This window comes from Bradyrhizobium sp. USDA3010 (assembly GCF_056429065.1).
The window spans coordinates 487,127-501,165 of sequence record NZ_JBWJZD010000001.1; the positions used below are offsets into that span (position 1 = coordinate 487,127).

Below are 14,039 nucleotides of genomic sequence, written 5' to 3' on the forward strand. Positions count from 1 at the left end.
CGGAGGAACCCAATCCCGTCATCCTGAGGAGCGCCGCAGGCGCATCTCGAAGGATGCACGGCCCGGCTGGTGGCCGTCGACCCTTCGAGACGGCCGCTTCACGGCCTCCTCAGGGTGACGGATCGAAAAGGTGCGCGCTTCGCTGACTACGTCAAAAACAAAAAGGCGGCCACGCGGGCCGCCTTTTCAAATCGCGTATCGCTTGCGCGAACTACTCCGCCGCGAGCTTCACTTCCGGCGCGGCGGCGCGGACTTCGGCGTCGACCTGTGCTTCGAACTTGGCAAAGTTCTTCTGGAACATGCCGACCAGCGCACGCGCGGTCTTGTCGAACTCGGCCTTGTCGGCCCAGGTCTTGATCGGATCGAGGATGTGCGGCTCGACGCCCGGCAGCGAGGTCGGCACCGCGAAGCCGAAATATTTGTCGGTGCGGAAGTCGGCATTGCGGAGCGAGCCGTTCAGCGCCGCGGTGAGCAGCGCGCGGGTCACCTTGATCGGCATGCGGCGGCCGGTGCCGTACTTGCCGCCGGTCCAGCCGGTGTTGACCAGCCAGCAATCGACATTGTGCTTGGCGATCAGCTCACGCAGCATGTTGCCGTAGACCGACGGATCGCGCGGCAGGAACGGCGAGCCGAAGCAGGTGGAGAATTCCGGCTGCGGCTCGTTGCCGAGGCCGCGCTCGGTGCCGGCAACCTTCGCGGTGTAGCCGGACAGGAAGTGATACATCGCCTGCGCCGGCGTCAGCTTGGCGATCGGCGGCATCACGCCGAAGGCGTCGGCGGCGAGCATCACCACGTTCTTCGGATGCGGCGCGCAGCCGGTGCGCGAGGCGTTCGGAATGAAGTCGAGCGGATAGGCCGAGCGGGTGTTCTCGGTCTTCGAGCCGTCGTCGAAATCGGGCACGCGATCATTGGCACCGAGCACGACGTTCTCCAGCACCGCACCGAAGCGCTTGCTGGCGGCATAGATTTCCGGCTCGGCTTCGCCGGAGAGCTTGATGCACTTGGCGTAGCAGCCGCCTTCGAAATTGAAGACGCCGTCCTCGCTCCAGCCATGCTCGTCGTCGCCGATCAGCGTGCGCTTGGGATCGGCCGAGAGCGTGGTCTTGCCGGTGCCGGACAGCCCGAAGAAGATCGCGGTGTCGCCGTCGGGGCCGACATTGGCCGAGCAATGCATCGGCATCACGCCCTTCTCGGGCAGATAGAAGTTCAGCGTGGTGAACACGCTCTTCTTCATTTCGCCGGCATATTGCGAGCCGCCGATCAGGACGATCTTGCGGGCGAAATCGATCGCGACGACGTTTTCCGACTTGCAGCCGTGGCGCTTCGGATCGGCGCGGAAGCTCGGCAGATCGATGATCGTGAGTTCGGGCACGAAGCTTGCGAGCTCCGACGTCTCGGGACGAATGAGCAGCGTGCGGATGAACAGCGAGTGCCAGGCAAGCTCGGTGAAGACGCGGGTCTTGATGCGATGCTTCGGATCGGCGCCGCCATAGAGATCCTGCGCGAACAGCGTCATGCCTTCGGCATGCTTGAGGAAGTCGGCGTGGAGCGTCGCGAACTGCTCCGAGGTGATCGACTGGTTGCCAGCCCACCACATGCTCTTGTCGGTGAGACCGTCGCGGACCGTGAACTTGTCCTTCGGGCTGCGGCCGGTGAACACGCCGGTATCCGCGCAAAGCGCGCCATCGGCCGAGAGCACCGCTTCGCCTGATCGCAACGCGTGCTCGTAGAGCTGCGGCGCGCCATAGTTCCAATGCACGCCCTTGAGATTTTTTAAGCCGAATTTGTCGGCGCCGAAGGCACCGTTATGCACGCCCGTCTCTTGCACGAAGAACCTCCTCGAACCCGCGTATCCTTGTTCGCGCGAACATCGCTAGTCGCGCTCCGCCGCGGTGACCGTCATCAGAATATAGCCTCTCGGCCCCAGTCCGGCGACCTAATAGTGGGGATCGCCGGGCTTGCCAAGCCAGTCGAATGGCTTTTGGTTTATTCCAAGGCGGGCACATCATCGGGCGCAAATACCGCAGCGCGAAACGCTTTCGCTTTGCTTTCGCTTTCTCGTTGTTTTCGCGGCGATCGGGCGACGTCTCGTGGCCTTTCCCGCTGCGAGCAAGGCGTTGCGATGCACAAAGAGTGCCAGCGACTGACGTGTATCCGCGCCGAACAACGCAGCAGGCACGGAGAATGCCGGGTATGCATTTCGCGCTGAGGATGTGTCGTTGCGATGGACCACCGCGCGTTGAGGCGGCGGTGCAGTGCCAAGCCGGTCGTCCACGATCGTGTTGCACGCGGATTGCACCACTGGGTTGGCATTGAGCTGCATGCGATCGAGCCCAATACGCCATCGTCGAAGCTGGATAAAGACAATGCCCGGCAGCAGCGAATGTTCCGCAACGGGCTGCGTTCGGCGGCAACAGGATCACTGATCGTAGCGATCGATGGTAACGCAATCACCGCGTTGCACGTGCGCGTCAGCGGTTGAAGCTCACGATCCGAGCGATTCTCCGGAGCAGCAGCGCCGGGAATTCTCGCAACCCGCATCGCGCCCATCGGCGATCATATCAGCGCCGGCGCGAAATGATCGCGCTGTCAAAGACGCAGCACCCGGCCTCAGCAATCGCAAGCGCAGGCGCACCGTGCGACACCATGCCTCGTCGCGCAGCACCGCCCGTTGGGAGCGAGCCGATCGTGCTCCCTATCCCTCCCTCTATCCCTTGGCGCGCGCCTCGCCGGCGAGCCGCACCAGCATCTTGCGCAGCTCGGTGCCGTTGCTGACCCGCTCGGGGAAATCGAGCCGCAGCGTGTCGCGGCCGGCCTGCATGTCCATGCCGTCGGGGTCGCAGCCGGTGCACAGCCAGTCGGCACTTTCCGCACCGAGCAGCCGCGTGGCGTAGAGGTTCATGGCCTCGCGGTGATCTTCGTTCATATGCGCCACCGCGCCTGGCTCGGCCTCCAGCAGCGCTTCGGCACCACCGAGGTCGGTCAGAAACTGCGCAGGCTTGAGGTCGACGATCCGGCCGAACCCGGCGACCAGATGGGCGCCGCTCGGCCGGATCACGAAAAACGAGAAATCCTTAAATTCTACAAAGGCTTCTGCCGACGGATGGGCGCCAAGGTAACGCCGGCGGACGAGCTCCTGCTCAGCCTCCGCGACCTCCTCCGCCCGGCCGGCCAGCATGATCCGGGCCCCCTCCAGCGGATCGCCCTCGGCGCGCTCGTCCAGCATCAGCGACACCCGGCTGTCGGCCAGGATATTCCTGGTGTGCAGCGCCAGCCGGGAAATCAGCAGGATCGGCGAGCCGTCGGGGCGGCTGGCCAGATTGACCAGCGAGCAATAGGGATCGCCGGTACCGGCCATCAGCGTGGCGAGCGCGCCCTGGCGGCTGCGGCGCAGCAGCGAGTGGGCAAGACGGGCGGGGTCGAAATCGGCGGTCGGTTGCATGGGCCTATCGGGTCATTTTATGGGCGAATCGGGCCGGTTCCGTATGAAAAAAGGGCCTTTTCTCATGGTCTAAGGGTGCTATATGGGGGTCCATCGCTTGGGTCGCAGCGTTTTTGCGGAACTCGGTCACACTTCAGCCCAGCTTGCATTGCTCGTTGACCGCGTTCGAAGCCCATTTCCACGGCGCGTCGCCAGAGTGCCCGCCGCTTAAGCCACTCTCAAATTGTGAAAGCAGCTCATGCCCACAATCGCCTTGGTCGACGACGACCGCAACATTCTCACTTCGGTCTCGATCGCGCTCGAAGCCGAAGGCTATCGCATCATGACCTATACGGACGGTGCGTCGGCGCTGGATGGGTTTCGCACGTCACCGCCCGATCTTGCGATCCTCGATATCAAGATGCCGCGCATGGACGGCATGGAGACGCTGCGCCGGCTGCGCCAGAAGTCCGACCTGCCGGTGATCTTCCTCACCTCGAAGGATGAAGAAATCGACGAATTGTTCGGCCTGAAGATGGGCGCCGACGATTTCATCCGCAAGCCGTTCTCCCAGCGCCTGCTGGTGGAACGCGTCAAGGCCGTGCTCCGCCGCGGCCAGCCGAAGGATCCGACCGCGGCTCCGAAGGAGCCGGATGCCCGTGCGCTCGACCGCGGCCTGCTGCGGATGGATCCGGAGCGCCACACCTGCACCTGGAAGAACGAGCCGGTGACACTCACCGTGACCGAATTCCTGATCCTCCAGGCGCTCGCCACCCGTCCCGGCGTCGTGAAGAGCCGGAACGCGCTGATGGACGCGGCCTATGACGACCAGGTCTATGTCGACGACCGCACCATCGACAGCCACATCAAGCGGCTACGCAAGAAGTTCAAGGTGGTCGACGACGATTTCGAGATGATCGAGACGCTGTACGGCGTCGGCTATCGCTTCAAGGAAGCCTGATCTGCGCTACCGGAGCGGCTTGTTAACTGACAGGCTCCGCACGGCTGGGGTAAGCTCGGGCGACTGTCTGCTTCGCGGGACGACATCCATACCAACCGGCAGCTTTGCCAGTGCTTGATCGAACGCAGCTCGAGCAGGGACTGAACACCGAGGACGCGTCACAGCTCCTCGATCAAGAGGCCGTGGCCGACGATTTGGCGCGCGACAAAGGCTGGCGCCGCCCGCTCGGCTGGGTGCGCCGCGCCGGTCAGTTCTTCTTCGCGCTGTCGTTCTCGAGCCTGACGCGCCGCATCGTCTCGCTCAACCTGGCCGGCCTCGTCGCGCTGGTCGCCAGCATCCTCTATCTCTCGCAATTCCGCGCCGGCCTGATCGAGGCGCGCACGCAGAGCCTTCTCGTCTATGCCGAGATCATCTCGGAGGCGATCGCGGCGTCTGCGACCGTCGAAGGCAATACCGTCACCATCGATCCCGACCGGCTGCTCGACCTCAAGCCCGGCGAGAGCTTCGGCCAGCCGGATGAATCGTCGGATTTCCCGATCAATCCCGAGCGCGTCGCGCCGACCCTGCGCCGCCTGATCGCGCCGACCAAGACGCGGGCCCGCATCTTCGACCGCGACGGCGGCCTGATCCTCGACAGCCGCAACCTGTTCGCGCGCGGCGACGTGCTGCGCATGGAGCTGCCGCCGCCGTCGGAGAAGCCGTCGCTGTATGAGAAGACCAAGGCCACGATCAAGACCTGGCTCAACCGCGGCGACCTGCCGATCTACCGCGAGCTCGGCCCCGAAGGCGGCAAGGGCTATTCCGAAGTCGCGCAATCGCTCGAGGGCATGAAGGGCAGCGCGGTGCGCGTCACCGACCGCGGCGCGATCATCGTCTCGGTTGCCGTTCCGGTGCAGCATTTCCGCGCCGTGCGCGGCGCATTGATGCTGACCACGCAGGGCGATGACATCGACCAGCTGGTGATGTCCGAGCGCCTCGCCATCCTCAAGATCGGCGGGGTCGCTTCCGCCGTCATGATCATGCTGTCGCTGCTGCTGGCGAGCACGATCGCCGGCCCCGTGCGGCGGCTCGCCGACGGCGCCGAGCGCGTTCGTCACCGCATCCAGACCCGCGTCGAGATTCCCGACTTCACCGGACGCCGCGACGAGATCGGGCATCTCTCGGGCGCGCTGCGCGACATGACCAACGCGCTCTACAGCCGCATCGAGGCGATCGAGATGTTCGCCGCCGATGTCGCCCATGAGCTGAAGAATCCGCTGACCTCGCTGCGCTCCGCGGTCGAGACGCTGCCCTTGGCGCGCAACGAGAACAGCCGCGCGCGGCTGCTCGCCGTGATCGAGCACGACGTCAAGCGGCTCGACCGCCTGATCTCCGACATCTCCGACGCGAGCCGGCTCGACGCCGAATTGCAGCGCCAGGACATGGCGCCCGTCGATCTGCGCCGGCTGCTGACCACGTTGACCAGCGTCGCCAACGAGACCCGGCTCGGCCACGACGTCGCCGTCGAAGTCCGCTTCGAGGGCCGTGGACCCAACGACACGCTCTCGGTGCCCGGCCATGATTCCCGGCTCGGCCAGGTGATCTCGAACCTGCTGTCGAACGCGCAATCGTTCTCCAAGCCGGGCGACAAGGTGCGCATCGTCTGCCGCCGCACCCGCGGCGAGGTCGAGATCGTGGTCGACGATGACGGGCCCGGCATCGGCGAGGACGCGCTGGAGCGGATCTTCGAGCGCTTCTACACCGACCGGCCACACCAGGGCTTTGGTCAGAACTCCGGCCTCGGACTCTCGATCTCCAAGCAGATCATCGAGGCGCATGGCGGACGCATCTGGGCCGAGAACCGCGCGGGCCCTGCGGACGAAGACGGCAAGCCCACGGTCGCCGGCGCCCGTTTCGTGGTCAGGCTGCCGACACTATGAGCGACAATTCAAGCGTGCACGCATCCGCCGTTCTGGTCGGCGAGCGTGCGGTGCTGATCCGCGGCCCGTCGGGCGCCGGCAAGTCGCGCCTGGCCTTCGACCTGATTCTCGCCGGGCGCACTGGAGCGCTCCCGCCGGCCATTTTAGTCGGGGATGACCGTGTCCATCTCGACACAGCCGGCGAACAATTGTGGGTTCGCCCGGCACAGCAATTGGCCGGTCTGATCGAGATCCGAGGCCTCGGAATCCGCCATTGCCCGTTCGCAGGCGAGGCCGTGGTCGGCCTGATCGTCGACCTTGCCGCCGACGACGCCGCGCGGCTGCCGCCGCTCGAGGCGCTCAATATCCGCCTAAATGGTGTTTCAATACCGCGAATTCCCGTGCCGGCCGGCTTCCACCCCCTGCCGCTGGTTGTCGCTGCGCTGACGACAACCTGAAAGTTCATGTTCCCGTAATCTTGCGGCCAATTGTGGGAAGGGAATTGGTAACCATATCACATCCACTATCGCGTCGGATTTTGCCGGCGCAGCCTCCCCTCTCTACCGCCAGGAACCGGGAGACTAGCCAAGATGCCCTCTTGCGCAGGGCCTCTGGATGGTCAAAGTGGCGCGTTCGTGCGGTGCACCAAAGGGCGCCCGCGAGGAGTTTCCGATGATTGGTCTAGTGCTGGTGACCCATGGGCGCCTTGCTGACGAGTTCAGAGCCGCGCTCGAACACGTCATGGGTCCGCAGAAACAAATCGAAGCGATTACGATCGGGGCCGAGGACGATTCCGACCTCTGTCGAAGCGACATCATCGAGGCGGTGAACCGCGTCGATAGCGGCGACGGCGTTGCGATCCTCACCGACATGTTTGGCGGCACGCCGTCGAACCTGGCGATCTCCTGCATGAGCCGTCCGAAAGTGGAAGTGCTCGCGGGCATCAATCTTCCCATGCTGGTCAAGCTTGCCAAGGTTCGCGAGGAGCGCTCGCTGCCCGACGCGATCGCGATGGCGCAGGAAGCCGGCCGCAAATACGTCACCATCGCCAGCCGCGTTCTCGCAGGCAAATGAGCGGCGAGGCCCCGGGCGAAAACCATGTCGGCCCGGGCGTGCCAGCGGGCGCCATCTCGCGCGAACTCCTGATCGTCAACAAGCGCGGCCTGCATGCGCGGGCATCGGCCAAGTTCGTCCAGCTAGTCGAGCGCTTCAACGCCGAGATCTGGGTGACGCGCGGCGGCGAAACCGTCGGCGGCACCTCCATCATGGGCTTGATGATGCTGGCCGCAGGGCCCGGCACCACGGTCGTGGTCTCCGCGAAAGGCGACGAGGCGCAGCAGGCACTTGACGCGATCGCCGAGCTCGTCGCCGGCAAGTTCAACGAAGAAGGCACGTAAGACGATCCTTCGCCGCTACTCTCCCCGTCATCCTGAGGTGCGAGCGGAGCGAGCCTCGAAGGATGCACGGCCCCGCCAGTGGCCGTCGATCCTTCGAGGGCCGCTGAAGAAGCGGCCACCTCAGGATGACGGAAACGGCACGGCACCGATGCCCGGAAATGGCTACTTCGCCGGCGGCACCAGATAGACCTTCCACACCGTCGACGGACCGGGATGGCCGTTGAAGAAGCGCATGGTGTTCATCACCAACGGCTCGGCATCCTTGGCATGCTCCGCCATCCATGCCTCGCATGGCTGCAGGAACACCGGATCGGTGGTGTCGCAGACGCCGATGAAGCCGAGACGCTTGGCTTCGTCGAGCGACGTCAGCCCCGACGACCACGCTTCGCCCGGCACCAGCGAGGCCGGATGATCCGGACTGTAGAACGTCATCGGCTCGCCGATGTCGGAGCGTGCGACGACCACGGCCCAGCGCGAATGGAATCTGTCCTGCCAGGTCTGGGTGAGCTCGCGCGCCAATTCAGAGCGCGCGGCGTAGGTCGAGCCGCCGACACGGTTGGAGGCGATTTCCTGCGTGGCGATGCTGGGCGCGGCGATCAGCGTGACGATCGTGGCCACGAACCACACCGCCGTGATCGAGAACAGCGCCATGCGGGGAAAACGCAGCGAGGGGATCGCAACCAATGCAAGCGGCACCAGGAAGAACAGCGGGATGCCCCAATCGGTCTTGATGTAGACGGTGAAGGCCAGTGCGCCGAGCGGCGGCCCGATCGCGACGATCGACTGGATGATCCAGATGTTGAGCGCCTGCGGAAGATTGACGGCCGGATTGGGTCCACGCGACCAGATCCGCGCCAGCACGTCCGACGGCCGCCACGGCACCGAGCCGAGCAGCAGCGCGATGAGGCCCAGCACGGTCGGGATCGCGAGCAGACCGAGATTGTGCACGATGTAGCCGATCACGAGCTGGACGTTGAGCTCGCGGCTCGACAGCGCGTAGACGTCGCCGGCATAGGTGAACGGCACGAAGTTCACCTCCTCCAGCCACACCAGATGCGGGATCATCGTCACGATCATGGTGCCGATCGCAACCCATGGCGCGGGCGAGCGCAGGAATTGCATCCGCTGCGGATGGATCAGCGCGGCAAGCCCGACGGCGCCGATCATCGTCACCACCCAGTACTTGGTCATCAGCGCCAGCATGCCGGCAAAGCCGAGCCAGAGCCCCGATTTGAAGCTGCGCTTCTCGAATGCGTTCAGATAGGCCAGCACCAACAGCGGCAACGGCACCAGCTGCGCGAGGTCGGCGTTGTATTTGAAGCCCTTGAAATTGAAGATCGGGTAGAGCGCGAGCATCACCACCATGAAGAACGCGCGGCGGCGATCGACGACGCGCAGCGCGATCAGCCAGCACACCACCAACGCGAAGCTGACGGTTGCCATCGCGAGCGCGTAGGTCGACCAGTTGGTGACGGGAAATATCCTGAACCAGACCCCTGCGATCCAGCCCGACAGCGGCGGATGCTTGCCATAGCCGAGCAGGAAGCGCTGGCCCCAGGCATAGGCCTCCGCAACGTCCATATGGACGTCCTGCGCAGCCTTGAGCTTGACCAGGATCAGCGTCCACAGCACCGCGTGAACCAATGCGAAGCCGATCACCAGCCACAGGCTGGTCTTGGGATCGGTGGCGCGCGAGGCAATCCAGGCGGCGATCCGCCGGATCGTCAGTCTGCGGGTCGTGCGCCTTGCGGCAGGGAGCGTGGTGGCGGTCGACATGGCCTGTGCCTGAGGCATGACCCGCAAACGTGGAAAGCGGTTTCCCGGTAGGATCATGCCGAATGGAAGCGGAAGGGGCGATGAGTGAGTGCTCACCAGCATTTCGTCGCGCTTTAGCGCGTTTTTGTGACCAGTGTAATCAGCTTGGCGTGAGAATGCCTCAAGCTGGCCTGCTCACTTTTCGAGAAGCTCCGGCCGGTACTCGAAATGCATGGTATCGTAGTGATACCACTTGCCGCCCCAGATGAAGCCGTAACGCTCGAAAATGTCGACGATCTCGCGCGGCATCCGGTTCTTGTAGGGGATGGTTTTGCCCTTGCCCGCCCACAGCCAGTAATCCGAGACCTTCAGGTTGAGGTCGATCGCGGCCGCATAGCCATGCATGCTCATCCGCCCGGTATCGGCGACGGCGCGACAAGATAGCACACCTGCGATCGGAAACGCCGCGGCGCGCAGCGCCGGATCGAGCGCATCGATCTCGGCGGAGACCTGCTTCAGACGCTCGGCGACGCCGTTGACCCGCGTGACCTGAACCGGCTTGCCCCAGGATCGCGGTAGCCAGGTGATCGTCACCAGGTTTCGCCTGACCTCGGCCGTGTTGCAGTCGCCATACATCTTCTTGAAGAAGGCCTCGTTGCGGAAACGGCCGGGATCGACGTTCGGGGCCGGCGGCGCCGATGGCCCGGACGGATAGGGCTGCCGCATCTGGTCGAGGATCGAGGCATTGCGCAGCATCTCATCGAACGGCTTGCCGGAGACGCCGTCGTCGACCGGCATCACCGTGCCGTCGCGCCAGGTGATCGTGGTGTCGTCATGGCCGGACAGCGCATCGGGATAGGCGCGCACCAGGCGGTCGAGCAATTCGCTTCTGCTCTGAGCGTGCGCAAACGGCGGCAGCAGCGCCAGCAAGGCAACGAAGCGGGCCGTGCTGCGCGCGATCATTCGGCGCTTTCCGGCCTGATCGATCAGCGCGACATTCGCGCTCTCGATCGCGTTGAGCGGCGGATCCCATGAGCGGGGCACGTACCACGCGAACCTGCTGAATCGCGCGGTCAGGTCCGGCGCGTTGAAGTAGCGCCCGCGCCGCGCGAAGATTTCATTGCGCGCGATCCGCAGATCGTCCTTGCTGAGGAGCCTGAGATCGCTCTCCGACAGCAGCCGGCTGTCGGAATCCGCGATGATGAAGTCCGATTGCGTGCGCACCGCCGGCGGTGCCGATGGCGGCAGGTTTTGCTGCGGCGGGATCACCGTTGCCGGCGGATCGACGGTTGCAACCTGAGCCGGCGCGTTGCCGGCGAAATAGAACGGGCCGTCGATCGGCGAGGTCGAGACCCAGGGCTGCTGCGCGCTGCCGGTCGCGCGCTTGACGATGAGGCCGACCTGATTGAACGCCTGCAGCACGTCGAGCCCGGGCTTCTGCATGGTGTCGACGAGAGCGCGCGTGTAGGGGCTGTGGCCGTCATCGCCGTCGAGCGCGACGTTGCCCGGCTGGGTCGGGCAGGACAACAGCGTGCCCTCCGGCGCGCGGATCTGGGCGAGGCCGCCGTCGGCGGCCCGCAAGCCGCGCCCGCCGAACGGATTGTTCCGGCAGGCGTCCAGGATCACGATGTTGAGCCGCGTGCCCGCGCCTTCCATCTGCCGCAGCACCAGGCCGACATCGACCATCTGGAAATCGACATCGGCCTCGCGCACAGGGTTCGCCGAGACCGGCACCAGATAATTCGTTCCGCGAACCTGGATGCCATGGCCGGCGTAATAGAACAGCGCGACGTCGGCGCCCATCAGCTGGCTGCCGAAGCGCTGGATCGCGGCATCGAAGCCGGCCTTGTCCAGATCGACCTGGGCGTGCCCGCCGACCAGCGCAAAGCCGAGCCGCTGCAGCGTGTCGGCCACGAGCTGCGCATCGTCCTTCGGATTCTGCAGCCGCGACACGTTCTGATAGGTCGAATTGCCGACCACCAGCGCGACGCCCTTGTCGGCGGCCGCCGGCGCTGCGAACAACACGGCGAGCAATCCGGCGGCGAGAAGGGTCCAGCGCATCGTCAGATCCACGGTTTTGGGCCGAAACACCTAGCAGAAACAGTGCCCGAAAATCGATCACGGCAGATCTGACTGAAACACGGCCGTGATTCGCCGTCACAGCCCTGCAAAATACCGCAATATGGTTGCCCGCGCGGGGGTGCGGATGCTATCCCGCGCCCCATGACAACTGCCCCGATTTCGAACATCCGCAACTTCTCCATCGTCGCCCATATCGACCATGGCAAGTCGACCCTTGCCGACCGCCTGATCCAGATGACGGGCGGCCTGTCGGATCGCGAAATGGCGGGCAAGGAGCAGGTGCTCGATTCGATGGATATCGAGCGCGAGCGCGGCATCACCATCAAGGCGCAGACCGTCCGGCTGAACTACCGCGCCAAGGACGGCAAGGATTACATCTTCAATTTGATGGACACGCCCGGCCACGTCGACTTCGCCTACGAGGTCTCGCGGTCGCTGGCGGCCTGCGAGGGTTCCCTGCTGGTGGTCGACGCCAGCCAGGGCGTCGAGGCGCAGACGCTCGCCAACGTCTACCATGCGCTCGACGCCAGTCACGAGATCGTGCCGGTCCTGAACAAGGTCGACCTGCCTGCGGCCGAGCCCGAGAAGGTCAAGCAGCAGATCGAGGACGTGATCGGCATCGACGCCTCCGACGCCGTGATGATCTCGGCCAAGACCGGCCTCGGCGTGCCCGACGTGCTGGAGGCGGTCGTCACCCGCCTGCCGCCGCCGAAGGGCGACCGCGACGCGACCTTGAAGGCGCTGCTGGTCGACAGCTGGTACGACGTCTATCTCGGCGTGGTCGTCCTGATCCGCGTCGTCGACGGCGTGATGAAGAAGGGCAGCCGCATCCGCATGATGGGCACTGGCGCGGCCTATGACATCGAGCGCGTCGGCTTCTTCACCCCGAAGATGCAGCAGGTCGACGAGCTCGGCCCGGGCGAGATCGGCTTCATCACCGCGGCGATCAAGGAAGTCGCCGACACTCGCGTCGGCGACACCATCACCGACGACAAGAAACCGGTCACCGAGATGCTGCCGGGCTTCAAGCCGGCGATCCCGGTCGTGTTCTGCGGCCTGTTCCCGGTCGACGCCGACGATTTCGAGACGCTGCGCGCGGCGATGGGCAAGCTCAGGCTGAATGACGCCAGCTTCTCCTTCGAGATGGAGACCTCCGCTGCGCTCGGCTTCGGCTTCCGCTGCGGCTTCCTCGGGCTGTTGCATCTGGAGATCATCCAGGAGCGGCTGTCGCGCGAGTTCGACCTCAATCTGATCGCGACCGCTCCGAGCGTCATCTACAAGATGAAGCTGACCGACGGCACCGAGCTCGAGATCCACAACCCGGTCGACATGCCCGACGTGGTCAAGATCGCCGAGATCGAGGAACCGTGGATCGAGGCCACCATCCTGACTCCAGATGAATATCTCGGCAGCGTGCTGAAGCTGTGCCAGGACCGCCGCGGCGCGCAGAAGGAGCTCACCTATGTCGGCTCCCGCGCGATGGTGAAATACGACCTGCCGCTCAACGAGGTGGTGTTCGATTTCTACGATCGCCTGAAGTCGGTCTCCAAGGGCTATGCCTCGTTCGACTATCATCTGACCGACTACAAGCCGGCCGACCTGGTCAAGATGCAGATCCTGGTCAACGCCGAGCCGGTCGACGCCCTGTCGATGCTGGTGCATCGGACCCGCGCCGAGGGCCGCGGCCGCGCCATGGTCGAGAAGATGAAGGAGCTGATCCCGCCGCACATGTTCCAGATCCCGATCCAGGCGGCGATCGGCGGCAAGGTGATCGCGCGCGAAACCGTGCGCGCCTTGCGCAAGGACGTCACCGCGAAGTGCTACGGCGGCGACATCACGCGCAAGCGCAAGCTTCTGGAGAAGCAGAAGGAAGGCAAGAAGAAGATGCGGCAGTTCGGCAAGGTCGACATCCCGCAGGAAGCCTTCATCGCCGCGCTCAAGGTGGATAGCTGAGGCGCCGACACGGACTGTCGCCGGCTTGACGACAACCGCGCCAGTCCCGCCCACCCGAAAATCTCGAAAACAACCCCATGCAAAGTAGCCGGAGGTGGATAGCTAACGCGCTGCCGCTGGCCCACTTGTTGCCCATTCTTGTCCCAGCAACAAAACGCACCATGATTTGAATCGCCACGACGCGGCAGCGCGACTAAGCTTCGATCATGTTGCGCATCCTGTCTCTCTCGATCGTCATCCTCACCTTGCTGCAGCCTGACCTGAGCGCGGCCGCTTCCTCGAAGAAGCGGCAGACCGCCCGCTGGCATGGCTATGGCTTCCTGCCCGGCTACCGGCAGCCGCCCAACCAGACCATTCCGGTGCTCGGTCCCCGCGGCGCCGCCCGCGGCCGGCCGGATTACGCGCCGCAATACTGGTACGGCGGCGACTGGTACTATTTCGGCCGGCCGGGATTCTATCGCGGACGCTACAATGGCGGCAGTTTTGGTCCATGCTGGACCTGGACGCCGATCGGGCGGGCGTGGCAGTGCGGCTAGGCGCCAGCCGGTACCGCACGCCGTCGCAGCCGAGCA

General features: G+C 64.8%; 12 protein-coding genes and 1 pseudogene. 8 read left to right on the forward strand and 5 right to left on the reverse strand.

Features of this window, described 5'->3' with window-relative positions:
* Positions 1-211: 211 nt before the first annotated feature.
* Positions 212-1,828: a phosphoenolpyruvate carboxykinase gene (locus tag AC066Y_RS02110; RefSeq protein WP_478272434.1), complete on the reverse strand. Its 1,617-nt coding sequence runs from the start codon at positions 1,826-1,828 to the stop codon at positions 212-214.
* Positions 1,829-2,224: 396 nt separating this feature from the next.
* Here AC066Y_RS02110 and AC066Y_RS02115 point away from each other — a divergent pair, with 396 nt between their 5' ends.
* Positions 2,225-2,482, forward strand: a complete 258-nt coding sequence (locus tag AC066Y_RS02115; protein ID WP_478272435.1) for a hypothetical protein — start codon at positions 2,225-2,227, stop codon at positions 2,480-2,482.
* A gap of 225 nt (positions 2,483-2,707) precedes the next feature.
* On the opposite strand, the gene AC066Y_RS02120 is transcribed toward AC066Y_RS02115, so the two are convergent.
* Positions 2,708-3,442: a HugZ family pyridoxamine 5'-phosphate oxidase gene (locus AC066Y_RS02120; RefSeq protein WP_478272436.1), complete on the reverse strand. Its 735-nt coding sequence runs from the start codon at positions 3,440-3,442 to the stop codon at positions 2,708-2,710.
* A 238-nt stretch (positions 3,443-3,680) separates the two neighbouring features.
* Here AC066Y_RS02120 and AC066Y_RS02125 point away from each other — a divergent pair, with 238 nt between their 5' ends.
* The 5 genes from AC066Y_RS02125 (at position 3,681) to AC066Y_RS02145 (ending at position 7,677) form a co-directional block, all read left to right on the forward strand.
* Positions 3,681-4,382 carry a response regulator transcription factor gene (locus tag AC066Y_RS02125; RefSeq protein WP_016843287.1) on the forward strand — a complete coding sequence of 234 codons (702 nt, stop codon included), beginning with the start codon at positions 3,681-3,683 and terminating at the stop codon, positions 4,380-4,382.
* A 110-nt stretch (positions 4,383-4,492) separates the two neighbouring features.
* The gene (locus AC066Y_RS02130; RefSeq protein ID WP_478272437.1) at positions 4,493-6,301 is read left to right on the forward strand and encodes a stimulus-sensing domain-containing protein; all 1,809 of its coding nucleotides are present in this window, start codon (positions 4,493-4,495) and stop codon (positions 6,299-6,301) included.
* Entirely contained in the window at positions 6,298-6,738 is a 441-nt protein-coding gene (locus AC066Y_RS02135; RefSeq protein ID WP_478272438.1) for an HPr kinase/phosphorylase, read from the forward strand. Before AC066Y_RS02130 ends, AC066Y_RS02135 begins: the two co-directional genes overlap by 4 nt.
* Before the next feature lie 214 nt (positions 6,739-6,952).
* Positions 6,953-7,354, forward strand: a complete 402-nt coding sequence (locus tag AC066Y_RS02140) for a PTS sugar transporter subunit IIA (RefSeq protein WP_021076632.1) — start codon at positions 6,953-6,955, stop codon at positions 7,352-7,354.
* Positions 7,351-7,677 carry an HPr family phosphocarrier protein gene (locus AC066Y_RS02145; protein WP_456658933.1) on the forward strand — a complete coding sequence of 109 codons (327 nt, stop codon included), beginning with the start codon at positions 7,351-7,353 and terminating at the stop codon, positions 7,675-7,677. The genes AC066Y_RS02140 and AC066Y_RS02145 overlap by 4 nt, the downstream gene beginning before the upstream one ends.
* A gap of 162 nt (positions 7,678-7,839) precedes the next feature.
* On the opposite strand, the gene AC066Y_RS02150 is transcribed toward AC066Y_RS02145, so the two are convergent.
* The 3 genes and pseudogenes from AC066Y_RS02150 to AC066Y_RS02160 all read right to left on the reverse strand — a co-directional run.
* The gene (locus AC066Y_RS02150; RefSeq protein WP_478272439.1) at positions 7,840-9,453 is read right to left on the reverse strand and encodes a glycosyltransferase family 39 protein; all 1,614 of its coding nucleotides are present in this window, start codon (positions 9,451-9,453) and stop codon (positions 7,840-7,842) included.
* 174 nt (positions 9,454-9,627) lie between these two features.
* Positions 9,628-10,395: a M15 family metallopeptidase gene (locus AC066Y_RS02155; RefSeq protein WP_478272575.1), complete on the reverse strand. Its 768-nt coding sequence runs from the start codon at positions 10,393-10,395 to the stop codon at positions 9,628-9,630.
* A gap of 15 nt (positions 10,396-10,410) precedes the next feature.
* Positions 10,411-11,493: pseudogene (locus AC066Y_RS02160) on the reverse strand (caspase family protein); the annotation flags it as partial.
* Positions 11,494-11,655: 162 nt separating this feature from the next.
* On the opposite strand from AC066Y_RS02160, the gene lepA reads away from it, so the two are divergent.
* Both lepA and AC066Y_RS02170 read left to right on the forward strand, forming a co-directional pair.
* Positions 11,656-13,467, forward strand: a complete 1,812-nt coding sequence (gene lepA, locus AC066Y_RS02165; RefSeq protein ID WP_478272440.1) for a translation elongation factor 4 — start codon at positions 11,656-11,658, stop codon at positions 13,465-13,467.
* A gap of 206 nt (positions 13,468-13,673) precedes the next feature.
* Positions 13,674-14,003 carry a hypothetical protein gene (locus AC066Y_RS02170; RefSeq protein WP_478272441.1) on the forward strand — a complete coding sequence of 110 codons (330 nt, stop codon included), beginning with the start codon at positions 13,674-13,676 and terminating at the stop codon, positions 14,001-14,003.
* Positions 14,004-14,039: the final 36 nt, after the last annotated feature.